At 54.7% G+C, this 24,331-nt stretch carries 22 protein-coding genes and 1 pseudogene; 14 read left to right on the top strand and 9 right to left on the bottom strand.

Annotated elements, in window-relative coordinates; all coding sequences use genetic code 11:
• Position 1: 1 nt before the first annotated feature.
• Positions 2-658, bottom strand: coding sequence for a PepSY-associated TM helix domain-containing protein (locus VN12_RS07655; protein WP_146676270.1), 657 nt, complete (start codon positions 656-658; stop codon positions 2-4).
• Positions 659-664: 6 nt separating this feature from the next.
• Complete coding sequence (locus VN12_RS07650; protein ID WP_146676269.1) at positions 665-1,732, bottom strand: DUF1559 domain-containing protein; 1,068 nt, start codon at positions 1,730-1,732, stop codon at positions 665-667.
• A 535-nt stretch (positions 1,733-2,267) separates the two neighbouring features.
• On the opposite strand from VN12_RS07650, the gene VN12_RS07645 reads away from it, so the two are divergent.
• The 6 genes from VN12_RS07645 to VN12_RS07620 all read left to right on the top strand — a co-directional run bounded on the left by VN12_RS07645 (position 2,268) and on the right by VN12_RS07620 (position 10,550).
• On the top strand, positions 2,268-3,239 hold the full coding sequence (locus tag VN12_RS07645) for a plasmid pRiA4b ORF-3 family protein (protein WP_205855219.1): 972 nt from the start codon (positions 2,268-2,270) through the stop codon (positions 3,237-3,239).
• A gap of 139 nt (positions 3,240-3,378) precedes the next feature.
• A complete protein-coding gene (locus VN12_RS07640; protein WP_146676268.1) occupies positions 3,379-3,681 on the top strand; it encodes a hypothetical protein in 303 nt (100 codons plus the stop codon).
• Positions 3,671-4,135: a hypothetical protein gene (locus tag VN12_RS07635; RefSeq protein WP_146676267.1), complete on the top strand. Its 465-nt coding sequence runs from the start codon at positions 3,671-3,673 to the stop codon at positions 4,133-4,135. Before VN12_RS07640 ends, VN12_RS07635 begins: the two co-directional genes overlap by 11 nt.
• Complete coding sequence (locus VN12_RS07630; RefSeq protein ID WP_146676266.1) at positions 4,132-4,464, top strand: cupin domain-containing protein; 333 nt, start codon at positions 4,132-4,134, stop codon at positions 4,462-4,464. The genes VN12_RS07635 and VN12_RS07630 overlap by 4 nt, the downstream gene beginning before the upstream one ends.
• 740 nt (positions 4,465-5,204) lie before the next feature.
• Complete coding sequence (locus VN12_RS07625) at positions 5,205-9,221, top strand: DUF1592 domain-containing protein (RefSeq protein WP_146676265.1); 4,017 nt, start codon at positions 5,205-5,207, stop codon at positions 9,219-9,221.
• 27 nt (positions 9,222-9,248) lie between these two features.
• On the top strand, positions 9,249-10,550 hold the full coding sequence (locus VN12_RS07620; RefSeq protein ID WP_146676264.1) for a DUF1552 domain-containing protein: 1,302 nt from the start codon (positions 9,249-9,251) through the stop codon (positions 10,548-10,550).
• 223 nt (positions 10,551-10,773) lie between these two features.
• Here VN12_RS07620 and VN12_RS07615 read toward each other — a convergent pair whose 3' ends face one another.
• A complete protein-coding gene (locus VN12_RS07615; protein ID WP_146676263.1) occupies positions 10,774-11,352 on the bottom strand; it encodes a hypothetical protein in 579 nt (192 codons plus the stop codon).
• Positions 11,353-11,779: 427 nt separating this feature from the next.
• Here VN12_RS07615 and VN12_RS07610 point away from each other — a divergent pair.
• Positions 11,780-12,473 (top strand): annotated as a pseudogene (locus tag VN12_RS07610) (VIT family protein).
• Between the two features lie 89 nt (positions 12,474-12,562).
• On the opposite strand, the gene VN12_RS07605 reads toward VN12_RS07610, so the two are convergent.
• Positions 12,563-12,976 carry a DoxX family protein gene (locus VN12_RS07605; protein WP_205855218.1) on the bottom strand — a complete coding sequence of 138 codons (414 nt, stop codon included), beginning with the start codon at positions 12,974-12,976 and terminating at the stop codon, positions 12,563-12,565.
• Between the two features lie 262 nt (positions 12,977-13,238).
• On the opposite strand from VN12_RS07605, the gene rnk reads away from it, so the two are divergent.
• On the top strand, positions 13,239-13,619 hold the full coding sequence (gene rnk, locus VN12_RS07600) for a nucleoside diphosphate kinase regulator (RefSeq protein WP_146676261.1): 381 nt from the start codon (positions 13,239-13,241) through the stop codon (positions 13,617-13,619).
• A gap of 56 nt (positions 13,620-13,675) precedes the next feature.
• On the opposite strand, the gene VN12_RS07595 is transcribed toward rnk, so the two are convergent.
• From VN12_RS07595 to VN12_RS07580, 4 genes are all read right to left on the bottom strand, one after another.
• Positions 13,676-14,338 carry a trimeric intracellular cation channel family protein gene (locus tag VN12_RS07595; protein WP_146676260.1) on the bottom strand — a complete coding sequence of 221 codons (663 nt, stop codon included), beginning with the start codon at positions 14,336-14,338 and terminating at the stop codon, positions 13,676-13,678.
• A gap of 17 nt (positions 14,339-14,355) precedes the next feature.
• The gene (locus VN12_RS07590; RefSeq protein ID WP_146676259.1) at positions 14,356-14,883 is read right to left on the bottom strand and encodes a cupin domain-containing protein; all 528 of its coding nucleotides are present in this window, start codon (positions 14,881-14,883) and stop codon (positions 14,356-14,358) included.
• Between the two features lie 103 nt (positions 14,884-14,986).
• The gene (locus VN12_RS07585) at positions 14,987-15,304 is read right to left on the bottom strand and encodes a cupin domain-containing protein (RefSeq protein ID WP_168164278.1); all 318 of its coding nucleotides are present in this window, start codon (positions 15,302-15,304) and stop codon (positions 14,987-14,989) included.
• 18 nt (positions 15,305-15,322) lie between these two features.
• A complete protein-coding gene (locus VN12_RS07580; protein ID WP_168164277.1) occupies positions 15,323-15,883 on the bottom strand; it encodes a chalcone isomerase family protein in 561 nt (186 codons plus the stop codon).
• Positions 15,884-16,060: 177 nt separating this feature from the next.
• On the opposite strand from VN12_RS07580, the gene VN12_RS07575 reads away from it, so the two are divergent.
• Both VN12_RS07575 and VN12_RS07570 read left to right on the top strand, forming a co-directional pair.
• A complete protein-coding gene (locus VN12_RS07575) occupies positions 16,061-16,537 on the top strand; it encodes a VOC family protein (protein ID WP_168164276.1) in 477 nt (158 codons plus the stop codon).
• Between the two features lie 112 nt (positions 16,538-16,649).
• A complete protein-coding gene (locus VN12_RS07570) occupies positions 16,650-16,940 on the top strand; it encodes a hypothetical protein (RefSeq protein ID WP_146676255.1) in 291 nt (96 codons plus the stop codon).
• 15 nt (positions 16,941-16,955) lie between these two features.
• Here the strand turns inward: VN12_RS07570 and VN12_RS07565 are convergent, their stop codons facing one another.
• Positions 16,956-20,639 carry a hypothetical protein gene (locus tag VN12_RS07565; RefSeq protein ID WP_146676254.1) on the bottom strand — a complete coding sequence of 1,228 codons (3,684 nt, stop codon included), beginning with the start codon at positions 20,637-20,639 and terminating at the stop codon, positions 16,956-16,958.
• 160 nt (positions 20,640-20,799) lie between these two features.
• Between VN12_RS07565 and VN12_RS07560 the strand changes: the two genes are divergently transcribed.
• The 4 genes from VN12_RS07560 (at position 20,800) to moaA (ending at position 24,331) form a co-directional block, all read left to right on the top strand.
• Positions 20,800-21,732, top strand: coding sequence for a hypothetical protein (locus tag VN12_RS07560; protein WP_146676253.1), 933 nt, complete (start codon positions 20,800-20,802; stop codon positions 21,730-21,732).
• Positions 21,733-21,855: 123 nt separating this feature from the next.
• Positions 21,856-22,824: a cyanophycinase gene (locus VN12_RS07555; RefSeq protein WP_146676252.1), complete on the top strand. Its 969-nt coding sequence runs from the start codon at positions 21,856-21,858 to the stop codon at positions 22,822-22,824.
• Positions 22,825-22,841: 17 nt separating this feature from the next.
• Positions 22,842-23,333: a molybdenum cofactor biosynthesis protein MoaE gene (locus tag VN12_RS07550; protein WP_146676251.1), complete on the top strand. Its 492-nt coding sequence runs from the start codon at positions 22,842-22,844 to the stop codon at positions 23,331-23,333.
• Positions 23,330-24,331, top strand: a complete 1,002-nt coding sequence (moaA, locus tag VN12_RS07545) for a GTP 3',8-cyclase MoaA (RefSeq protein WP_146676250.1) — start codon at positions 23,330-23,332, stop codon at positions 24,329-24,331. Before VN12_RS07550 ends, moaA begins: the two co-directional genes overlap by 4 nt.

Raw genomic sequence — 24,331 nt, 5'->3', positions numbered from 1 at the left:
TTTAGTGTACGAAAAGGACGACAACGAGAATTGGCAGTATCACGCCAGCTAGGACCATCGGCCATGTCGATGGCCGTCGTTTGGCATGAACCCAAAGTAGCCCAAGCCCCGTTAGGCTAAAAACAATGCTAGCGACCGAGAACAAATCGATGAACCATATCCATTCCGAGCCAGTATTCCTCCCTTTATGGAGATCATTCAGGAAGGCGACCATTCCATTGGTAGTGAGGGAATAGGTGACCGTGCCCGTTTCGCGATCAATCGATAGCCAAGAATCGCCGCCGGGCCTTGGTAAGCTGACGTAGATCTCTTCGCGTGACCACTCACTTCGCGAACCTCGAATCCGCACTCCGCACTCTCGCTGGAGCCACTCACGAATGGATCTGGGTATCTCGCTCACTGCAACTTCGTATTCATTCTCCCCCTCGTTGGAGACGATCGTCTGGTAAAGCTCAGGTGGAAGCGACCAAGTCTTCTCGGTTGTACTTGGCTTGCCCGACAAGCTTGAAGCGTGGTTAAGGGTGATTCCCGTGATGGAAAAAAAGAGCATGGAGACGAGGCAAATGCCGCTACTGGTCCAATGCCAAACAATAAATTGCTTAGCAAGGAATGACTTTCTGTTAAATCTAGGTCTTAGCGCGTCGCCTGAGGTTCCCATATTGTTTTACTCAAACTCACCTAGCACTTGGCCGTCGTCTCTCAGCATCAAGTTCAAGAACGTTGCAAGTTCTACGCTCTCGGAAAGAAGTCGCGCCGATCCATCGCACAGACTGATCATGACGCCACCGGTGTGAAAGCTGTACGGTTGCGAACTGTTGGTGTGATTGAGGAACTTGTAGGTACCATCGTCGATCGCAGCTTCCCATGCGGAAGGAAGGCTTGAGTCTGTTGGAGCAGAAGGAGGCGTGGGAGAACCGTTGGGACCGAGTCCACTGTTGGTAGGAGATGTGAGCCCCTCCAAGTTGTCCGCTCGGTAAGCTCGCATCTTGACACCATCCCCTGCTCCGGCCCAAGCGATTTGGACCGAACCGGATGGCTTCGCTTTACCGCGAACAAATCGAGTTGGGGAACCAGCGCATTCGTAGTACATCAGGGTGTTGCTGAAGCCATCCGAGATCGATGCGGCCTTCGCACCGCGGCGCGTAGGATCAACGCTCCGCGAATCGGGTGGACTCATGGCGGTATTGAAATTCATCTGCGGCTCTCCCGATTGATACCAGAGCGGATGCCCCGCAGGACGTACCGCAGGAATGCGAGGAGTGACGTAGTCGGCGGATTGAACAGTGAATGAGCCGAGGGAATCGGTTAACGTGAAGACGCGGTCCGAAGGTGCGCTCGGGCATTGAAAGCTTGGAATTCGAGCTCCGAATGCGGTTCGCATTTCTGGACTCCATCCCACCGTGAGCTGACCATTGAATCCAAAAGGCTGAGTCGGATGTTTTGCTGCTAGAAAGAGCTCAGCCAAGGTGTTCTGTTCGATGTAGGGGAGAGTGCGCCAAAGGGATCCCGTTCTCGAATAGGGGAAGTACTTGTTCACATGCTCGAACTGAATCATCCCGAGGGCGATCTGTTTCATATTGTTCAAGCACTGAGCTCGTCGAGCCGCTTCGCGAGCCGCTTGAACCGCAGGCAGCAATAGCCCGACTAAGATGCCAATGATGGCGATAACCACCAACAGCTCGACAAGGGTGAAACCGCTGAGTTTACGTGAGCCCGCAGATCGGCAATTCATCTTTCCCACTCCAGGTTAGTGTGATTTGGAGGCTCACTACAAATGGAGCTCCCCTATGAACCTGGCTGGCTAAGTTGCCTAGAAGGTGTCTTTCGACCCGTGGCATACAGTGGCTGGCTTGGCGATTGCCCAACAAACTTGAGCCAGAACTTGTCGCAACGTTGCGGGTTCTTGTTGATAGGCAATCTCAATAAGCATACAGGTCTGGGGCAGCGTTGCAAGTGCTACCCAGGCGATAGGTTGATATTTGCAATCCGGCTCCCGTTTTGCATAGGGCTCAAAACTTTGTATGCAGTTCAGCTTCCGTTTCATCGCAGGTCACGACATTCAACGGGACATCAACCATTTTCGGTAGAATTGAATCTCGTGTGGAAAACTACCGGATAGCGAACGCCGACGTTTGAAGGCAGATACTCCAACAGAACTGGGGACGTTCAATCGTAAGTTCCTAAACTAACTTCCCTCATAGGCGGTAACACGACCTATAGAGGTCGAACAGCAACCGTGATCGACTCTGGTGGGTAAGGAGAGCTTAGTGGCAAAGAAGAAACCAACCAACACAGACCTCACCGATCAATCGGTGGCCTTGGCCGAATTCGCAGCCGAGGCCCTGATCGCCGCGGGTCAGCTTCAAATCAAGAAAAAGACCATTGTAGATTTTCCTCTGGACGAGGCAGAACGAACTGCCGCTGCGGACTTTCTTGGCATGACTGCCACGCTGAACAGAAAACTCAAGTCCGAGACTGGAACATTCACGGTGGCCGACATCGTTAGCATCTTGAAGGCCGTGGCTGATGCCCTCCTTGAAGGCGAGCCACTTCAACGGCTAAGACTGCTTTTCATGGCGAAGAAGCTAACGGATTGTCTGCAAAGCCAAGGGATCCCCACCGCTCCAACGAACTCCAAGGCTAAGAAGTCAAAACCGACCAAATGCATTTACCAGTTCAAGATCACACTGCTCGGAACGAATCCGCCGATTTGGCGACGCATCCAAGTCGAAGAATGCACGCTCGACAAACTCCATGAACATATCCAGACGGCAATGGGCTGGACCAACAGCCATCTGCACCGTTTTGACATCGAGGGGAAACGCTATGGTGATCCCGAACTGCTGGATGACGGGTTCGAGGACTTCGAGTGCGTTGATTCGACGAAGACCAATCTCAGTCGAGTCCTACCTAAGACTGGCAAACGCTTCGGCTTCAAGTACAAATACGATTTCGGGGACGGCTGGGAACACGAGATCTTGTTCGAGGGAACCCCGGCCGCTGATCCGAAATTGAAATACCCACTATGCTTGGAGGGGGAACGAGCCTGCCCACCAGAAGACTGTGGTGGTGTTTGGGGGTACGATGAGCTATTGGAAGCAATCTGCAGTCCAAAACATGATCAACACGAGGACATGCTGGAATGGATTGGAGGTAAGTTCGATTCCGAAGACTTCGATCCGAAGAAGGCGACGAAAGAAATGAGGAAGGGGCTGCCTGACTGGAGGAATATGAGCTAATTCGAGTGACTCGATTATCCCAACTTCAAAAAGACGGTACTCCGTCTTGGTGGCGGATCGATTGCAAATTCATTAAGGCGAGAGGTCCCTCTTCGGTTGAAGAATGATGGGGCGATCCAGAGAATTCCTGAGGCACTCCATGAAAATATTCCTCGTCCTACATCACGAGATCATGGGAACGCCGGAAGATTGCCGTGCTGACGAGATGCTTTTCTACACCTGCGACAGCCTGAAAAAGGCCATTAATCTGATTCGCAAATCGGGAGTTGATCGATGGTCTTGGTGGGAGATTCAATCGCAAGAACTCAACAACCCTGATTTGCCTGAACACATTGGGTACTACGGATTGCGTGGCGGGAAACTAGCGAAAGCCCCTTATGAGAAGTGCGTAGAGCTATTCAAAGAGGCTCGCAGCAAATCAAAGCCAATTTATGACCCGTAACCAAGCAATTCCAGCCTACTGCCACACTCAGAAGGCCCCACTCTGCTTATTGCTCTACGCACTTTCCGCCGTGTTCCTTGTTTTGGGTGTATTCATCCAAGATGCGCCACCGATTCCTTGGCTGTTCCCTCCCATTGGCCTGCTAATGCTTGTCGTTGCCGCTTCGTTCCATCACTTGACCGTTGAGGACCAAGGCGACATGCTTTCAGTCCGCTTTGGTCCCGTCCCATTGTTTCGCAAGACCTTGCAGTATTCCGACATCGTAAAGGTCGAAGTCGGTCAGACTTTACTCTTGGACGGTTGGGGTATTCACATGAGTATCCGTGGCGGTTGGGTTTGGAACATATGGGGCCGTGATTGCGTCGTTTTGCATTTGAAAAAAGGCACTTTGAGGATCGGCACCGACGATGCCAAGAATCTGGCTTGTTTCATCGAGCAGAGAATTGGAGCATGACTGCAAACCTCTTCACCAATCTTCCCTCGAACTTACCGGACGAGCTTTTCACAACTTTGCTCGAAACGGACAAGCTTCGTGTCGAACGCATCGTTTCGCATGGTCATTCTTCACCTGAAGACTTTTGGTACGACCAAGACCAACACGAATGGGTCCTTGTACTGCAAGGAGCTGCAAGACTGTCCATTGAAGGCGATATCAGAGAGTTGAAGCCCGGCGATTACATCAACATCCCTGCGCATCACAAGCATCGGGTTGAATGGACTACGCCCGACCAGCCAACGGTTTGGTTGGCTGTGTTTTATGGAGAGCCAACCTCCACACGATGACTGTAGAAGCGGCATCTTGCCGCTTTTCTGTGCCGGCAGCACGCGGGAGCACGCGGCGGGACGCCGCGTCTACATTTTGAAGGACATGAAAGCGGCGGGACGCAGCTTCTACGGGAGGGGTTGTACGGGCTTTACGGCAGCTCCATTCCCATCGAGATGTTTGACCGCATCGTGATGGATGTGTGCCGCCTCTGCCATTACCTCTTCAAAAATTTCCACTAGCCAACCTCGCACCGTGCGAGAGACAAGCGTTTAACAGTTCCGCTAGCGAACCTCGCACAATGCGAGAGACCAGCTTCGAGCAGTTCTACGGAACAGCCTTGAACCGTTTCACTCGCCAGCTTCGACTCGTTCCGCTGGACATTTTTGCATCGTTTCACTGGCTATTCACGAATGATTCGAGTGCACTGATGCAATATCCCATCTCAATTCGGGGGCTATTATCACACATGTCCCCGTACTTGTTGTTAGACTGTTTGCAGGGGCGTTGGGGGCCATGGGCTCCGCGCAAGTCCTATCTCTTCGACCCGTTGGGATTTGCATCCCGAACCTTGTATCGTTGTCCAAAGCTTTCCAACTCCGACGTTTGATCCCATCTCCTACAATCCATGTTGGCGTTGCTTCGTCGTTCCTATGGGGCCAGAACCACCTAGCGACCGAAGGTGTGTTCCTCCTCATCGCGCCTACTGTGATGTCCCCCTCCCACCGCATACGCTCCCACCGAGAGTCTCGCCGTTACCGTGAAATGCCTCCCCATTCATTGCTTCCCACCTGCGCATCGCGAGGAGAATTGCAATCATGCCATCGAGCAGGTCCGTTTCTCATTCGTTGAGTCCATCGACATTCGCGCTCGACTCGTCGTCTTCGCTTGGCAATCTCTTTCGATCCTCATTGCTGCCACGCTTTATTGCTCTCTGTTCACTACCACCATATTCGCTCAGCTGCCCAACGCGGCCGCGGTGCTTACGGAATCGCAACGGGACTCTTTCGGGAAGCAGATCCAGCCGCTATTGATCAAGCTCTGTGGAGATTGCCACGGACAGAAGCCCACGGACAACGATCTCGATCTCACTAGCTTTGATAGCGCCGCGGATATCGTTGCTAAGCCACGAGTGCTTGGTGACGTTGCCGAACGCCTCCGTATAGCTGACATGCCACCCGAAGATGCCCCGCAGCCCACGGAGGCCGAACATGAGTTGCTTCAGAACTGGATCCGTTCGGCGTTGGATGCGGAAGCGAGTGCACGTTCTGGCGATCCAGGTCCCGTTACACTGCGGCGTTTGAGCAATACCGAATACGATAACGCAATCCGCGATCTCACCGGAGTCGACATGCGACCGACGCAGGTTCGCGAGTTTCCTGCGGATAGTGTGGGAGGGGAAGGTTTCGCAAACGTTGGCGACGCCATGCCCGTCACTCCAGAACTGGTCGAGCGCTATCATCAAACCGCTCGCGATGTCGCATCGAGAGTTGTCCTCCTCCCTCAAGGTTTCCGCTTTTCACCTTCCGCTGATCGGCCTGATTGGGTGGAGGAATCGCTTCGTCCCCTTCGGGAATTCCACGCGCGTTACGCGGGCCCCCATGGCGAGCCACCTCTGGCTGCACATCTTGCGGCAACGTTGAAGCACCGTGAGCGAATCATCCGAGAAGGCCCTGCGGCGATCGTTTCTATTGCGGCCGAAGAAAAGCTCAACCCAACCTATCTCTCGGTGCTGTGGAATGGGCTCACCAGTACGTCCGGCTCGTCTCCAGAGGTCGATGAACTGACCAGGCTGTGGCGAGAAAAAGCCGATCAGTTTGAGATCGAAAACGCACGTCGCCAATCCCTTTTGAAGTCGGCCCGAGAGAAGATCCATTCGCAATGGACTACGGCCAAAAGGACACTCGCGGCATCCAAGGTGGCAGAGGGTAGCTCCGTTTCCTTTGAACAATCCGTTTCCGTTCATCGAGGTGAACTGCTCGTTCTAACCGTCTTCCCAAACGAAAGCCACGGAGCTGACAGCACGCTGGTAGACTGGATAATTCGGGAAGCCAACGGCGAACAACGTACGTGGAGTGTTCGCGACCTCGTCCCCCATCTGCTGACGGGAAATCCATCGAACGATCAACGCGGCGCAAGTTGGAGCTTTTTCGAAACCACTTCAACGCCGGTTTTCTTAACCGATCGACGTGACAACAACGGGGGGCGACCCGAGCTCCAGTCATGGAGCTTGGGGGCAGAACCCTCGGTATTCGTAAACTCCGCAGACAATCCGGTAAATGTCTGGACGTCCCTACCAGCTCGGTCATTCTTTGTACATCCGGGTCCGAATCGACCCGTAACGGTCAGTTGGACCAGTCCCTTCGATGGCGAATTGCACATTAGCGGTCGCGTTGCCGATGTTCACCCGTCCGGAAGCGATGGAGTGTCGTTCGAGCTTTCGCATGCTGCATCTGCCGAACTAGGGAAAGCGTTGTTGGATCTAGGCAACGTCCCTTCGGCTCCACTCGATCCTGGACTGCCACCCGACGTTCTGGCGATGGTAAGAGCGAAGTGGCGGGAAGCGAGCACGGACCCAATACCGGTTCTCGCACAGATCCAAGCCATGCAAGATCAGTTGTTTGAAGGAAGGTATGGCAAGAATGCTGCGCTCGCCGTGGGCAACGGATTTCGTGCATGGGAAGAATTGCGCCGCGTGGTCGATGTCGAAAGGGTTCAGGGGGCGGCCCGCGAACCACTCTTCCGCATCATTGCATTGCCGGCACAATCCGAAACCTATGTGATTTGGGACCGACTACGGTTAGAAGGAGGAGATGGTGAACCGCTTGTTTTTTCGGAGCATCCTGTGCTACGGGCTGCGATCGAACAGGCGTCGGGGCTTCGTTTTGGCAAACACCCGCAAGGTCGGCCTGTTCCTGATACGGCCCTCGTGACTGCCGCGGGTGCCGAGATTGTCATCGATCTGCGGAGCTTGCCCGAGGCGGTTTTGAACTCGTTGGTACTGCCGCGGTTTCTACGAGCGGACGTGAGGCTCGATGAAGCGAGTCCTGAGACAGCCTCCGTTTGCGCATTTCTGATCGCCGCGACGGGGGGCGGTGGGAATTTGGCTGAGCCCGTCGCCATCGCATCTGTTGACGATCCGCATGCCGCTCAGATCCTGCATCCGCGAATGGCGTCGAAAAGAGCGGAGCCTGCGAAGGAATTCCGCCGTCTCTTTCCGCCGGCGGTGCTCTTCCAGCCGATCATTCCACGTGATGCTCAGGGGAGCATTTTCTTATATCGTCGCGAGGATGAAGCGCTGCAAAGATTGATGCTCGACGAAGATGGCAAGAAGGAAATCGATCGTCTCTGGCGCGAACTCGAATTTGTCAGCGAGCAAGCGCTTCACACTCCTGCCGCATACGAAGGGCTCGTCCAGTATTACCGCAAGCCCAACGACGGTGCACGGATCATGTTCTTCTACATTCAAGAGTTCCAAAAACAAATCAAACGGGAAGCGTCCGACTTTTTAGCAACCCAGGTTGCTGCGGAGCGTTCCCATCTCGAATCGTTGTTCGCCTTCGCGGAGCGAGCATGGCGCCGTCCGCTCGAAGCGAACGAACGGGATGCGATCCTTGCATCCTACCACGCCGATCGAGAGGAGGGTGCGAAACACGATCCGGCCTTGCGTGCGGCACTGGCACGTGTCCTATCGTCGCCGTGGTTTCTCTATCGCGTCGAACAACCCTCCCTGGGTGCTGGTTGGCAAGCAATCTCAGGCCATGAGCTCGCAACGCGACTGAGCTTCTTGCTTTGGGATTCGATTCCGGACGAAGAATTGCGAGCGAAGTCCACTAGTCTCCACCAAAGAGATGTCATGGAGCAGCAACTGCGTCGCATGCTGCAAGACGATCGGGTGCGAGGAATGGCGGCCGAGTTTGGAGGACGTTGGCTCGGCGTGCGCGACTTCGTCGACAATCACGGACGCAGCCTCAAGCACTTCCCCGAATTCACGCCAGCCCTGCGGGATGCGCTCGCAGAGGAACCGGTACAATTCTTTATCGACTTGTTAATGAATGACCGACCAGTGGCGGACGTGATCGATGCAGATGCAGTGGTCATCAATGATGTGCTCGCCTCGCACTATGGCATTCCGGGAGTGGAAGGATCGCAATGGCGACGGGTTGAAGATGTATCCGTATATGGGCGTGGTGGGTTTCTTGGTTTTGGCGCCGTGATTGCAAAACAATCCGCGGCCGCCCGGACGAGCCCGATCAAGCGGGGTGCTTGGATCGTACAGATGCTCGGGGAGCGTCTTCCCAAAGTCCCGCCCGAGGTGCCTCCCCTTCCTGAGACTCCACCGGCAGGTCTCAGTGTCCGCGAAATCACCGAACTGCACCGTCAGGATGCCAAGTGCGCCGGATGCCATGTTCGTATCGACCCCTATGGTATGGCCATGGAACGATTCGATGCCATCGGACGCTTTCGGCCTGCGAGTGAACTCAAGCCCGGTGACACCGTAGGTATGCTACGGGACGGTACTGTGATCGATGGTATCGATGGCCTGCGAGGTTATTTTGCTGGACCTCGGCGAGAGGACCTGCTACGAACGCTTGCTCGCAAGCTTACAGGATACGCATTGGGACGCGCTGTGATGACATCCGACCGCGCACTTGTCGAAAACGTGACTCGTACGATGACCCATGGCGGACGTTGGTCAGACACTTTGCTCGTGATTGCTCAGAGCGAACAATTTCTTTCCATGCGATCCGTGGCGAATGCCGAGTCCACCCAGTAACCGATCACCCGCGACAGGAACCGTTTGATGCTTTCCAATTCCACTCGACCTTCAAGGCGTACGGTGCTCCGAGGGATCGGCGTTTCCATGGCGCTCCCGTGGCTTGAATCGTTATCCTTCGCCACGGGCGCAACAACAGCCTGCACCGATTCCCCTCCCACTCGTACACTGGTCACTTTCACGGGTATGGGGTTCCATTCCCAGCATTGGTGGGCCAAAGGCGAAGGTGCCGCGATGGAACTGGGACCGTGCCTGAAGCCGCTAGAAGCATGGAAAGAGCGGCTGGTGTTTCTTAGCGGTCTGTGGAACGAGCAAGCCAACAACGGTGTCATCCACTGCATGCAGACCGGCAACATGCTCAGCGGCGCACCGATGTCCAAGACGGAAGTTCGTACCGGTGTCAGTTTCGATCAGCTATTAGCTCAAAAAATCGGAGATCGAACCCGTATCCCTTCGCTTGTGTTGGGTTGTGAAGGTCCCATTCCTGGTCTTCAGGATGGACATCCACTCCTTTACAGTTCGCACATTTCGTGGAGTACCGCCGTCTCGCCGACTTGGACCGAAACGCGCCCTGCCCTGGCTTTTGATCAGCTCTTTCGAACAGACCGAAATCGCGGAGATCGTCGCGTCGTCGATTCGGTCCTCGAAGATGCCAAGTCGCTCCGAGAGCGGCTGTCCCTCTCGGATCGACAGCGGTTCGAAGAGTATCTCGGCAGCGTTCATGAAATCGAGGGGCGCATCAAAAGAGCTGACCGGCAGCGCGATGCCGAAGGCTGGCAGCCTACCCTTTCTGCTCCCGACCTGCCTCGACCCGCCGATGGGATTCCGACGGATATCCCCGATTACTGGCGTTTGATGAACGATATCGTCCTTCTCGCGTTCCGGACCGACATGACCCGCATTGCGACACTCAAGTACTGCAACGACGGTTCAGCTGAAACGCACGCTCACTGTGGAGCGAAAGATCAGCACCACCAGATGGCTCACACCCAGCCTCCTGAACTGATTCCACTCAACCAATTCTTCATGTCGCAACTGGCGTATCTGTGTGAACGGATGTCCGAAGTCAAGGAAGGGGACCGTACTCTGCTCGACAATACGTCCATCATGCACTGTTCGAGTATGTTGCATGGAAATCATGACGCCAATCAATTGCCGATCATTCTGCTAGGTGGAGCTGGTGGCAAACTTCGCGGTGGCCGGGTGCTCCCCTATCTCGAATCGTCCAACCGTCGCATGTGCAGCCTCTTCCTTCACTTGATGGACTGGGCAGGCCTCGAACTAGACCGCTTTGGCGATTCCAATGAACGGTTGCCGGGCGTTTGTTGATGCCGTCGGGTTACGAAGAGGGAAAATCGTCGACCAAGCTCTTAGCCGTAGAAGCGGCGTCTCGCCGCTTGGTCTGTGACATGGAAAGTAAGCGGCAGGATGCCGCTTCTACGAACTACGAACGAATCCGTTTCGCAACTTCTCGTTTGACAGGGTGGTAAGCGGCAAGATGCCGCTTCTACGCGGGATGCGGCTTTGGGTGGACGAATTCGCTGCGACGCCATCAGTTTCGATAGAAGTCGATCCAGTAGAGTGTGATGGATTTCGGATTCTCTGCGATGAACGCCTTCGGTAACTGCAACCGAAAGTAGCCGTCCTTTGGTGGAATGATTTTGGTTGGTTTGCCGTCCCTAGCGATCGGTTGAATCTCGATCCAATAAGGACTCTTGGTGTCGAGCGGAGTTTCCTCCTTGCCATCCTTCCATAGCCGGACTTTACCCTCTTGACTCGAGACCGATGCTTCGAGTTTCACTTTGTCGTTCGACATGGTGAACTTTTCCAATCCCTTCAAATGGAGATGAAGGATTATGGCGTCTGGCCATCGCCGGTCGGTTCGCTCGATGACGGCGTGGCTAATTCCGAAAGGGCTATGGATGGAGAATACCACCTGTGCTTTTTCCGCCTTTACCACTACAAGGTCGTTGTCCCGCTTCGTGGTGATCTTGAACGGTGCATGTTCGTCCGCATGGGCGATCGTTGCAGCGATGGCTAGCATGAGCAACGAGGCGATTACGAAGTGGGGCATAATGGTGCCTTGGTGTTGCTGCATGTCGGATTGTCCATGGTGATTTGTTCGAATCATTGTACCCGTTGAAACTTGTTGAGCGCGTCGCGGTTCCAAATCGGTAAAGGGGTGACGACTCGCAATTCCTTTTCGCAGGGTTGATTAGATGCCGCGAGAACGGATGCGGCTGACTGTTAAACGCAATTTTCGATCGTTGCTGTTCCGAGCGAAGATCATCCGAATAGTGTCGCATGCAGGCTCACGAGGATTCTTGGCCGGGCCGACTTGGTCTCGGATGACGCGAAGGCGGGAATTCTTTCAACAACTGGCCGATCGGGCTACCGAATGGTAGAACGTGGATTCACAGATTTATCGCGCAGTGGGGCACGGACTTCTCTCGTGAAGTAAAGGCCACCGCTCGCCGCGATGAAAGGGGATGGCGTGTGGCCCATCGCGGTTTCTATTGCGCACTAGTTGGGCAGAAGTGAAAAGAAAGGTGAATGGTTTGAGAGGTCACCATTTTGAACGGCATCGAACGGACCGGATCGGCTGGCTGCGCGCCGCTGTGCTCGGTGCAAACGATGGTATTGTATCGACCCAGTCTTATCGTGGGTGTAGCGGCATCGAGCGCTAGCAGCGGCGAGATTATGGTCGCTGGTGTTGCCGGGTTGGTCGCTGGCGCCATGTCCATGGCCGCTGGTGAGTATGTCTCCGTGAGTTCGCAAGCGGACACCGAACGCGCCGATCTCGAGCGGGAACGCAAAGAGCTTTCTACCAACCGTGACTTCGAACACAATGAGTTGGCGGCCATCTACGTCCAGCGAGGTCTCGATGTGGAGCTTGCCAATCAAGTTGCCGACCAACTGATGGCACATGACGCGATCGCCACACATGCGCGGGATGAATTGGGGATTTCCGACATGATGACCGCTCGACCCATTCAAGCCGCATTCGCGTCGGCTGGAACCTTTGCGGTGGGGGCTGCGATGCCACTCGTAACCGTACTCGTCACCCCCAGCGCAGTCATGATCCCCGTTGTCGTGTCTACCTCTATTGTCTTCCTTGCTCTTCTCGGGGGAGTGGGAGCAAAAGTCGGCGGTGCGCCGGTCATCCGAGCAGCCCTGCGTGTGACCTTCTGGGGCGCGCTCGCGATGGGATTGACCGCAGGGGGCGGGGCATTCTTTGGGGCAGTTGTTTAGAGGATGCACGTGCCTTCGAATGCGTCTTCAATGGCGGTTTTAAGAACCGGAGGTATCCCCTAAGAGGATACGGTTAGTAGCTCGTTCACTTAGGCTGCAGGGGGCTTCGGTTTATTCCAGCAGCAATGGTCGAGCGAGAAGCAACCAGGGCCTGTAAGAAAAAGGGAGACGTAGCCTAGCAAGTAAACGGCCGCCAACTCTTTGACCTTCCATGGATCGGAGCCGTGAACCAGGAACAACGCTACGAACATCGTGAACGCCAACGGAATCGTCGCCAATCGGGTCGCAAACCCTGCGATCAATAAAAGCGAACACCCAACCTCCGCACCAATCGCCAGTATCAAACTCAACTGGCTCCCCAGCCCGATCGGATCCGGAAAAGCCGCCGACATCGCGCTAAATCCTTGCACCTTGGGGATACCATGCACCAGCATCAACCCACCTAAACCGACTCGTAACAACAGCAATCCTGCAGACGTGAGCGTTTCTCGGTTCGGACTCATCGGATTCTCCTCCGGATTGATTTTCCATCGCATGGGTTTCATTCTCCGCAGCCCGCGATGCAGGCTCCGGCGTTGGTATCTTTAATAGTATACATGTAAACTATTTGCGTGTCAAGCTGTGGACTGATGGGTTGTCGTCCGTGCATTCGGTCCTATCTTGCCAGCGATTCCTTGGAAACTCTAATCCCGGTGGGGTGCGGGGCTTTGGCGTATGTCTCTATACTAGGCCGACCATTCGAATAACGCTTTGGAGAAATCAGTCATGATGAATCGCACCCTTTTCGTTTCCAGTTTAGACCACAGCCGTCTTCATGACTTGGTAATCTCCGCGAAACAGTTCGCGACAGCCAACACGGCGATGCTCGATGCGTTGGAGAGCGAACTAGACAAAGCAACCATTGTTCCTCCTCGTGAAATTCCACCTTACGTGGTGACGATGAATACGTGTGTTCATCTATCCGATTTGGATTCGGGTGAAGATCGCAAAGTGACGTTGGTCTATCCGAGCGATGCCAAACGGAACAAGGAATGCCTTTCGATCCTGACCGAACTGGGAGTCGCGATTATTGGCTACTCGGTGGGGGACACCGTGGAGTGGAACTCGCCGACAGGCCTCCGTAAACTTCAAGATCAATTCTATTGAGTTCCAGCCTGAAGCGACCAAACAATACGATTTGTGATTCAGGGAACCGGGTCGGATCACCCAGACTCTTTATCGTGGTTCGGATCAAGGTTACCTTGGGGGGATCCTTCGTCGCTGTCCGCAACCGGTAGTCTCCAATTGCGTCGGATCGCCATGTAGCGGAGTCCGAAGCAAAGACACCCTCCCGCGATAGAGACGGGCAGCGAAGGTAGTTTCCATGCGTTCCCCACCACGACCACGGCGGCACCGCACAGGGCCGCCAATGCATAAAAGTCCGCTCGCAGCACTGCAGGAATCTCTGCAACCAAGAGATCTCGCATCATGCCGCCCCCGATTCCAGTCAACATCCCGAGCATGATTGCGGGTATCGGATCGAGATGAAAGGCTAGCGCTTTGTTTGCGCCCGCGACGGCAAAGAGAGAGAGACCCACGGCGTCGCACAGCAATAGCTTGGACTTCAATCGATCGATTTTCGAATAGCGAAAAAAGGTGACCAAGCCAGCCAAGAGTGAAACGGCCAGATAGCGCCAATCTTGAATCGCCCGAGGAGGAGTCGCCCCGATCAAAACATCTCGCAGGATACCACCCGAATTGGCCGCCGCAAAGGAAAGGACAAGCACTCCAAAGATGTCCAGTTTGTACCGAACTCCCATCATCGCGCCGCTCAACGCGAAGACGAATGTCCCGGCGAAATCCAAAATGAGATTCAGCGTCTCCATAAACAGTAACCCCGAAATTATTCCGACAACGCAGAGTGTTGTTCCGGAGGTTCACCGGGCGTGTGTTCTGGGACTAAAATGGTGACCCCGTACCGAGGTGCGGCGGCAAGGAGTTTTTCAATGTCGGCTGGGGTGGGGGGAGGTGCGATGGAGTCTCTGTTTGCCAATGGCAGTCCTACCTCCAAGAACATTTCTTCCAAACCGGCTGGCGCAATCGATATCAGCATGCGCGCTGTTCTTTGGCTTTCGTTTTTGAAGCAGTGCAGGCTGCCAACTGGCATATTGAGAAATGTTCCTTCACCGACCACGAAGCGATTGTCTCCGAGTTGGAAGGTCATTTCACCTTCGAGAATTAGAAACGATTCTTCCTCCCGGCTATGAATGTGCGGTGGAGGTCCGCTTCCAGGCGGGACGATGGCTTCGAAGGTCGCGTATTTTCCGTCCGTCTCCTTGCCCGTTGCAAGGAATCGATAGATGTCGCCGACGACCCCGACTCGGGGACCTTCGCTCGGCTTGGTTATGGTGGCACGATCGTTTGCAGACATCGAATTCTCTTCTCCATTCCTTTGCCGGGCAGCGCTGCGAGTCGGCGGCCTCGGGCGCTATTCACGGTGACATCTACCCGATGTCTTGGCTACCTGGACATGATTATTTGATCAGCGTTAGCAACATCACGACAGGCGATTCGGCTTGAATGCTGTGTGGGGTAGATGCGACCATTTGAATCCAGGTTCCCGGTCGACCTTCGACCGAGTTCTCTCCAACGGTCAGCTTCGCTGTGCCAGAGATAATTTGAATCGTAGCGTCTAGAGGTGCGACGTGTTCGGCAAGTCCACTGCCGGGAGCAAATGCAAACAGGATTGCTTTTGTTTTGGGACCGTCGATCAGGACCACCGACTTTTTACCCGACTCGGGAATGGCGATTTCGTTGGCAAGCTGTTTAACGTGGTATTCCGGCTGATTCATCTGCGTGGATCCGATCATTTAATAGGAAGAGTGTTTCCCTGCCAACATCGCTTGGCGGAGTTCTTTGTCAACGGGGGAATCGGAAAGCCAGACGCCGAACAAGGCCTGTTTGAAAGCGAGTCCTGGAATCATACCCTGTACTTTTCCATTCTTCAAAACGTGAAGCCCTTTGTTGGGAACGTAAACAAAGTCGAAGACGTCATTCTTTTTCACTTCGTCTCGAAGCGCCTGTTGCAGTTGCTCGGTTTCACGCGCGAGCGTTTCCGGCTTGCCGTTCGTTGATTGGGCCAAGCCTTCTTGAAGCGACGCGACCAGCGAAGCGCGATTTACGAATCCGGATGTGATCCGGACACGAATTGCCATCAGTTCATCGCCGTCCAGGACGGCCTTTGCATTTTGAGTTGGAGTTTGGAGGTAGAGCCCGCTCTCGTAGATTTGGACAAAGGTCTTGGTGCGAACGCCAGCACCATTCAATTGAAGAACTTGTTCACCGATTTTCAATTGGGATCCCATCTCGGCATGAACCGTCGAAGCGATCGATGCAAACATAAAAAAGCACAACAAGACGCGACGTAACATGGTTGGGAAATCTCTCGGTATAACGAAGGGCGGTCTGCCCATGTTCAAATCGATTTTGCACTGCCTCGAAAGTACCCACTTGCAATGCTGGGGGAAATAGCGAATGCTTTGCGAGGAAATGAAAATGGAAATGAGTGGGAGACGAAACGATTGGAAAAGAATGAGGAGGACTTCTTCATGGCAGGCAACGAAACAGGCGCAAACCCATCCACGGGCAGCCCACAGCATGTAGACCGTTTGGTTCCTATGGCGCACGTGGCCGATGTCGACGCCGCTGCGCGTTTTTACGCGTATCTCGGTTTTTCTATCGAGAGCCAGTACACGAGGCCCGATGGAGTTACGAACTTCGTCGGATTGATTTCGGGCGGGGCGAAACTTTTTCTCGCGCTGGCGAGCGGTCCCATAGTGCCGAGCCAGCAAGCCGTGTTGTTCTATATGTATGTGCGAGATGTTTCGCGATTGCGACAGGCGTTGCTTGAAAAGGGGTTGGAGGATGGGGGCTTACCACCTGGATGGCGAAAGGCGGGCTCCGAGGGGCATATGCCCGAGCGGAACGCGGTCTACTCCATTAGCTATCCCTTCTATATGCCCGCAGGGGAATTACGGGTACAGGATCTGGATGGTTACACCCTTTTGATCGGTCAGCTTGGATGACAGGGGAAACCGCGCGAAGAAGTGGACTCGACTGATCTTGAATCTTTTTTTGAAAAAAGAGAGACTTCTTTTGAGTTGATTCAAACGCTTGATTGGCAAGGAAGCCGAACAAATGCATGCACCTCACTTTTTCGAAGTGTTGGCGGGTAGCTATCCCTGGGTTATTCCCTTGGTTGCAGTCACTTCATTGTGGTTGGCGAGGGGAACGGAAGATGCTGGCTTTCGTCGCATCGCGGAGCGGGTCTTTTTTGGAGCCCTCCTCTTGGTCGCGTGGGGGACACTTCGAACGATTTTGTCGAACGAAGGCTGCTGGATCATCCATACCTCTTCGATGGCTGCGATGATCGTCGGCGCGATCTTTCCTTCTCAGCTAGAACAAACCACCGAACAGAGCGTCCTGTAAGTTCCAAAACGACCGCTATTGGCGATCGAAGATTCGCCATCGTCGGGCTGCCGCTTTACTGGGCAGTGGAGCGTCGGATGGTCTCGATCCCGACTTCGGTGATGTGTTTTGTTTCGCCGCTTGTGTGATTTTCTCGGGGAATTGAAGAGCTAAGGCAGCGGGATGCAGACGTAAGAGACGGGCCCAAGTTCCTTCAAGCAATCGAATCGCCGGGTCTCCATTTCCGTCCACCCAAGCGCGTTTGGCTGCGAACGCGCGATTGCGAAGATCGGCTCTCTCCGATTCGATAAGGAAATCGCTGCTAACTCGAACGGAATCGATCGCAATTTCTCCCTGCCCTGACAGATCGAGTTGCAGTTTGTAGATTCTCGGCGTGTTGTCGCTCCATTTGGCTGACAGCTCGCTGGTAAAGTCGGCCACCCACTCACGCCATTTTCCGTCGGAGAAATCGGAGCGGGGCTGAATCGGTTTGGTCGGCCCTGTTTCGAAGCGAGCGGCGTTGGGATTCCATAGAAGAAGGGTTGCCGACCCTTGTTCGATCTTTCCTTGGGCTTCCGCGACGTGAAGCTGGAGGCGGAGTCGGTTGCGATCGGATTCGAAGGTAGTCGATTGCAACCACGCGATCTCTCCAGGGGATTGAAAACGAATTTGTAAGCCAGCTCCTGCACCAAACCCGGCGCGATCACTCCACGCGACAGGAGCCTTTGGGTTCATCGATGCGGCCCATCCCGAAGCGATTTCGTTTCCCTTCGACTTGGGAGGAAGTTCAAAGTCTTCGTTTTCAAGGAGACCCGTTGCTGTGTGTGCGGAGCTCAAGTTCGTCACCGATTGATCCATCGATCGGAGCATTTGGTCCACTCGCTCGATCGTTCCCTCCTGATTTACTCGCCACTGCTGGATGGACGCTCCGTCTCCGGTCCAGCGAAGAAGGGACGCGCTGTAGGGGCAGGACGTCAGAGCATCGGGAGCCATCGAGGACGATCCTTCGCCCGATGGATAACGATCGATAGGAATTCGCTGTAGGTCGCTCGGCGGTACGGTCCAGGAAAATTCCAATTGGCAATCCCATGGTGTTGCATTGATGATGAAGGCTTCGCGCACTTGGTTCTTGGCGTCGCTACGCTGCCATATCTTGATCCGTTCCATGGCCGGTTGGCCTTGAACGCGAGGCACTACATTCGCCGAAGCAAACCAGGGCAGGGGTGGAACTTGGGGATGTCCGAGCAAGTAGTGACGATCGAGATTGCCGAATGCTGGAACGCGAAACGTTTTGTTCGTTGGGCCGATCATCCACCAGTCCACCAACATGTCCCGACCTGCTAGGTCGTTACCCGGTTCGATCGGAACGATTTCGATTCGCTTGGGTTTGATGCCTCCCGCGGCGAAGGTGTTGGGGACGAAGATCCTTTGCAAGTCGCGTCCGAGGCCTTCTATCGTCGTGATGACCTGCTGAAACTGCCAAGCCTCGAATGTCTTTTCGTGGATCGTTTCAAAGACCTTCATGCGCTCGGCACGCGTGCGAGGAACATTTCCTGGCGTTCCGGAAGCAAACAGATCCAGGATGGGGTCTGCAAGCAATTGCCATTGTCGAGGGATGGTCAAGTGGCTTTCGGTATCAATCCATACGGCGTAACCAGCATAGCCCGGTTCGTCGCGGTACATGTTCTCAAACTCCAGCCAGAATTCTTGCAAACAACGCGCCGTCGCAGGGGAGAGTGGGTTGCGCCGAGCGGTGACCGGATTGCCATTGCCCGCGACGAAGAGCAGGGATTCCATGTCCTCTCTCGCGAAATGGAGAAATTCGCCGAGCGGAAAATTCAGCTCGAAGGAAGGCAGGATCGCGATATCGAATTCCTGCCCCAAACGGTAGAGATAACGAACGACATCTTTGTCGATCGGATCGTTTCCCTTGTCCGAGAAAAGTCCAGTTTGCAGCCAAGGTTTCGAAATGAGCTTTCGCGTTGGGTAGAGGCTCGAACCTTTGGAAAGAACCGGAATCGAGACCTGCCCAACCCCGCGATTCTTGGCGGAGGCGAACCAAGTTCTCAGTGCAATATCCATGGACTCCCAGCTGTCAGATGCCTCACCCGTGATGTTTTTGCCGAGATCGAGAAGGGTTCGCCAGTCGTCGACGGTCAAGTATTCCGTAACCAAACGGGAATCGGCGCGACCCATTGAGCCATCGAGGGCGGTATTCGCATGGATCGGATCGACCCAGCCGGACTGAGCCCACATGTTTCCAATGCGAATCGATTCGGTGAGAGAGCGGTTCGCGATTTCGACGACCACTACTTTTTGAGAAGGCAGGAAGGCGATCGAGCGCAGCGATTCGGCTTCCTCGGTTACTTGGCTCGACTCCAGCATTCGTCCCAGTTCGTCTATTCTCGGTCGCCATGGACGCTCAATGAGCAAACGCATCGTTCCGCTTCGCGCATTCCCTCCCCCAGCTCGGACATCGGAGTGATCTGTCGACTCCCACACACGGATGTGGGCTTGCTGCCACCATCCTTCGATGCCGACATGGACGATGAGTGGAGTTCGCGAATCGGCGACTTGGAGGGGGATTCGAATCGACTCGTTGGGTGGAACCAGAAACGGATCGAGCCGGTTCGCATCCCCTTTGGAAAACCACTTCTTGGTTGCTCGCCATCGATCGGTCGCTTGATTCCTCCGAGCATCGGAGTGTTGAATGGGGCGACTGGTGGAGGTTTGCCAGAACGAATGGCCTCGCCAGTCCCATGCGGGTTGCGAACTCTTCTTCGACACACTGGCATCTTCGGGTTTGTCGTCGAAGGTAACGAATTGAACAACTCGCTGCACTTTGCTTTTGGAGTGGGGCCAATTCGAAAGAAATCGTTTGGGTTCGAGACTGCAACGCAACTCCAAGACACCTGTCAAATCGGGCGCGACGGTACGGATGGCGATCGGATCACCGGAACCCAAACCGTTGAGGGGGACGGACTGTTCTGTCTCCCAAAGGACTTCATCGCTGCCAGCACGCACAAGTTTGGCTTCGAACTTCCCCATTTGATCGCGCCAAGGCAGCGCTGTAGGAATGACGCTTAATTCCAACGGCTCGCCTGCACGAAAAACCCACGACGTGCGATCGCTCCGTACTCGCAACGTGTCACCTGGAATGCGATCCATTCGCAAGGTTGCCCCATCGTGCAAAGAGAGTTCGATCGGCCCACTTTGCAAGGAATCGAGAAGAGAAGCCCAATTCCATTCGATTTCTTTGATGGTGGGAGAGGACTTCTCACGGTCTTGGACACGCTGACTTTGGACGATCAGTTTGAGGGTCGACTGGGGTTTGGAATTCCAAAGAAAATCGCCTCCGCCGAAGAAGGTGTTGGAGTCGTTCAATCTCAGGGGCGTGTCGGGAGATGGGCGCCAAGATCCGGAATCCTCTGCATTGATACCCAGTTGGCGGATCGGCTCCACTTTGCTGTCCGAGGGGTGCCATTCCACGGAAAAATCCGAGAGCTGCGGCGACCCCCAAGTCAATCGCAAGCCGACCGATTCGACGGTCGGAGTCGACGCGTTCAGGGAAACGCCTGTTTGAGCGGGAACGGGCGAGGAGGCGGAATAGGAAGAGCAAGCAATCCAAATGAGCAAACAGCTCACGAACATTCGACACGCAGCCATCCGAGGGCGCGTGAAGTCATCCTGATTGAGCTGCTTGTGCCAATGATCCATCATTGCCAGTTCAGATTGTCGCTTTTAGGAGAACGGTACCATTCGATAAGATACCGATCGACGGGGTTTGCATCCTACTGCAAATCCTAGAATATGCCGACGAATCGCCGGGAATTCGGACAACCACGAATCAGACATTGCTAGCATTGGTCACCCTTCATTCATGCACATACCTCATCATTGGGCGGAAGCGAAAGTCATAGTGACTTCGGGGGAGTCGAAGGTCACGATTCGTCGATTCGGTTGGTCTGATACCAGCGAGTCCGATGCGTTATTGCATGCTCAGCGCCGTGTGCACGAAGCCGCTGTTCGCTGGCCGCGAGAACCTCAAGTTGTCTCGCTACGGGAGCGGAAGGTTCCGTACAACGGTGCCGATGGATTTCCGATACGGGAGGAGATCATCGACGAAGGAGAGGGGTATGTCGTTACGCGAAACAGTTATGGCGCATTGTGCCTAAATACTCCGGACGTATTGATTGCCGACGTGGACATGCCGGGTCGGATGGGGCGCAGTGGAAACGGGGCACTGGGGATTGTGGACAGGATCGTTTCTTGGTTCGCATTGTTCTCGCCAGAAAAACGAGAGATGACTCCTCCTTCGCAGGAAAAGTTAGGGGAGCATGTCGATCGGCGGTATCTCGTCGTGCGGCAGCGCGTGTTGAAATTCTTAGAGCAGCATCCGGGGTGGGGAGTGCGAGTTTATGAGACTCCCAATGGGTTTCGATTGATTGCGACTCAGGGGACGTTTGTGCCGTCGGAGGGAGCGGTCGGTGAATTCTTTCGGTGCGTGGGAGCGGATCCCCTGTACGTCAAGATGTGCATGAATCAAAGTTGTTTTCGTGCCCGACTCACCGCAAAGCCTTGGAGATGTGGCCTGAGCGAACGGATGCGCCCAAGGTCGGTGTGGCCTATTTCCTCGGAGCAAATGCCGGTGCGGGAGCGATGGATCGAGCAATATCAATCGGTCGCTCGCGGTTATGCGTCTTGCCGATGGCTGGAGACGTTGGGGCCAGAGGCGACAGCACCCTATCTGGTGAAGTTGATTGAGCTCCACGACCGGCTATCGCAAGCGCAAAGCCAGTTGCCGCTCGCTTAAATTTTTTTGCCATCCTTTTGATTAGGCGGCGATTGGTCTTTCCCCGCCCGGCACCGGATGGACTATACTACCACCCCAACCTCCCCCTCCCCAGCCAAACACCTACCTAGGGCGAGAAGATAGATGCCAAGTTTAGTCAGGAAGATTATCGCATCGTTCGCGGCGGTTGTTCCCTCTATTGGGATACCATTCATCGCGAGCACAACGACTTGTTTTGGTCAAGACGCGACCGAACTAGTGGTTGCACCGGAGTTCACGGTTGCGTCCCGATTGCCACCCCGACTTGAATCCGAGTCGATCGACGTGCGGGTTCAGAAAGAGGTTCGAGGACGAATCTTGTTGTGCGGAGGGGGCGTACTGCCCCAGCAGATTCGCGAGGTCTTTCACGAAGAGGGGCTTGGTCGCAATGGGAGATTGGTCCTTATTCCGACCGCTTCCGCTCTATCCGACCTAGGAGATTTCACGCATTGGGTCAATTACTGGAGTGGATTCCAGTGGCAGAGTGTTGAGATTCTTCATGCCCCGGATCGCAATACGGCGATGCACGACACCCGTTCGGTCGAGAGTTTGAGCAATGCCTCGGCTGTGTGGATCAGCGGCGGGGATCAAAGCCGGCTGGCAGAACGCTATGCTGGGACGCCGATTGAGTCGGCGTTAATGTCGGTAGTTTCTCGCGGAGGAATCGTAGGCGGGACCAGTGCCGGGGCCGCGATCGCTTCGAGTTTGATGATCGCGGGCGGTTGGGCTGAGCCGAAGATCTCGCATGGGTTTCCGATGCTCCCCAAGGCGATCGTGGACCAACATTTTTCCCAAAAGAAGCGGTTTCAAAGGTTGGCCAAGGCCGTTCAATCTCATCCAGACCGGACCGGGATTGGGATCGATGAAGGGACAGGCATGTTGATCGGGGGGCGCAAGGCGAAGATTGTGGGGGACGGATCGGTTTATGTGTATCGCACCCAACGGTTGAAGCCCAATGAGCAATTGATTTCCACGGCATCGTTTGTTCCCGAAACTCTGGCATCGATCGAAGCGACCAAAATGCTGCCAGGGGACGAAATCGATCTTCGAGATCTAGATCTTTTCGGAGAGTGAGTTGACAATCGGATCCCATGATTGAAATCACACAGGATCCGATCCCCATTGCGAAATTGCTGGAACTCTCGCTCGACGAATCGTGCGGAGCGACGGTCGCATTTGTCGGGACGACGCGTCGTTGGACCGATGGCCGCGAAACGGCCTATTTGGAGTACCAGGCTTATACCGAGATGGCCTTGGCTAAGATGGAGGAGCTTTCACGGGAGGCCCATGCCCGTTGGCCCCTTGAGAAGCTTTGTTTGGTCCATCGGATCGGTATTGTCGAGATCAAAGAACCAAGCGTTGCAGTCGTCGTTAGCACCCCACACCGAGCTGAAGCGTTTGAGGCAGGCCGATGGTTGATCGACGAACTGAAGAAACGCGTTCCGATTTGGAAAAAAGAATGGTTCGCCGCGCAAGCCCCACAGTGGGTTCATCCGGTACCTGGATCTTCGCCCCATTCTGCCCCCGATTCGGCATCTAGTTCTTCGCCCGATTCGGCATCGTCCTCGGGTGAAACGACATGAGTGGTCCATTCCCCCCTTTGATCGACCGCTTTGGTCGTGTGCACCAGTCGCTTCGCATCAGCGTGACCGATGCGTGCAATATTCGATGCCGATATTGCATGCCCGAACAAGTAGCCGGATTCTTACCGCAGCATCGGCTCCTTTCCTTCGAACATATAACGAAGGTGGTAACGGCGTTGGCCGGATCTAGCATTCGAAAGCTACGCATCACGGGTGGAGAGCCATTGATGCGTCCTCAGCTGCCACAGCTCGTTTCCCAGTTACGATCGATTCCTGAGATCGAGAAGATCGCAATGACGACCAATGGGATGATGCTGGAGGAATCCGCAAGTTCCTTGGTGGAAGCAGGGCTTTCCCATTTCAATATCTCGCTGGATACGCTGCAGGAGGAAACCTTTCATCGATTGACACGGCGCGAGGGAGTACATCGCGTTTTGGCTGGGATCGAAGGGGCCATTCGGACGAAGGCTTCTGTTCGATTGAATGCCCTCATCATGCGGGACATCAATTTCGACGACATCCTGCCCCTTGTGGAATTTGCACTAGAGAGAGGTCTGGTGTTGCGGTTTATCGAGTTCATGCCTCTCGATGCCGATCGGCAGTGGAGTCGGCAGCAGGTGGTATCCGGGGCTGAATTGCGGGCATTGCTTCAGCAACGGTTCGGTTCGATCGAGCCAATAACCCGCACGGAGTCCTCGCAGCCCTCAACCGACTATCGAATTGCAAACCAATTGGGAGTCGTTGGATTCATCGACCCCGTTTCCTCTCCCTTCTGTGAGCAATGCGACCGTCTTCGCCTGACTGCCGACGGTAAATTTCGGAACTGCCTCTTTGGAAGGGAGGAGTGGGACGTTGGGCGTCTATGCCGAGAGAATGCGAGCGTCGCGCAGATCCATACCCTCGCATTGGATTGTGTGCGTTCCAAGCACGCATCCCACGGCATTTCCGATTCCCAATTCCAGCAACCTGAGCGGGCCATGTATCAGATTGGTGGTTAG

Origin of the sequence: Pirellula sp. SH-Sr6A (assembly GCF_001610875.1) — a bacterium.
GTDB lineage: Bacteria > Planctomycetota > Planctomycetia > Pirellulales > Pirellulaceae > JBKCUI01.
Note: the sequence above shows the minus strand (reverse complement) of the source record. Positions and strands in the feature narration are given on the sequence as shown.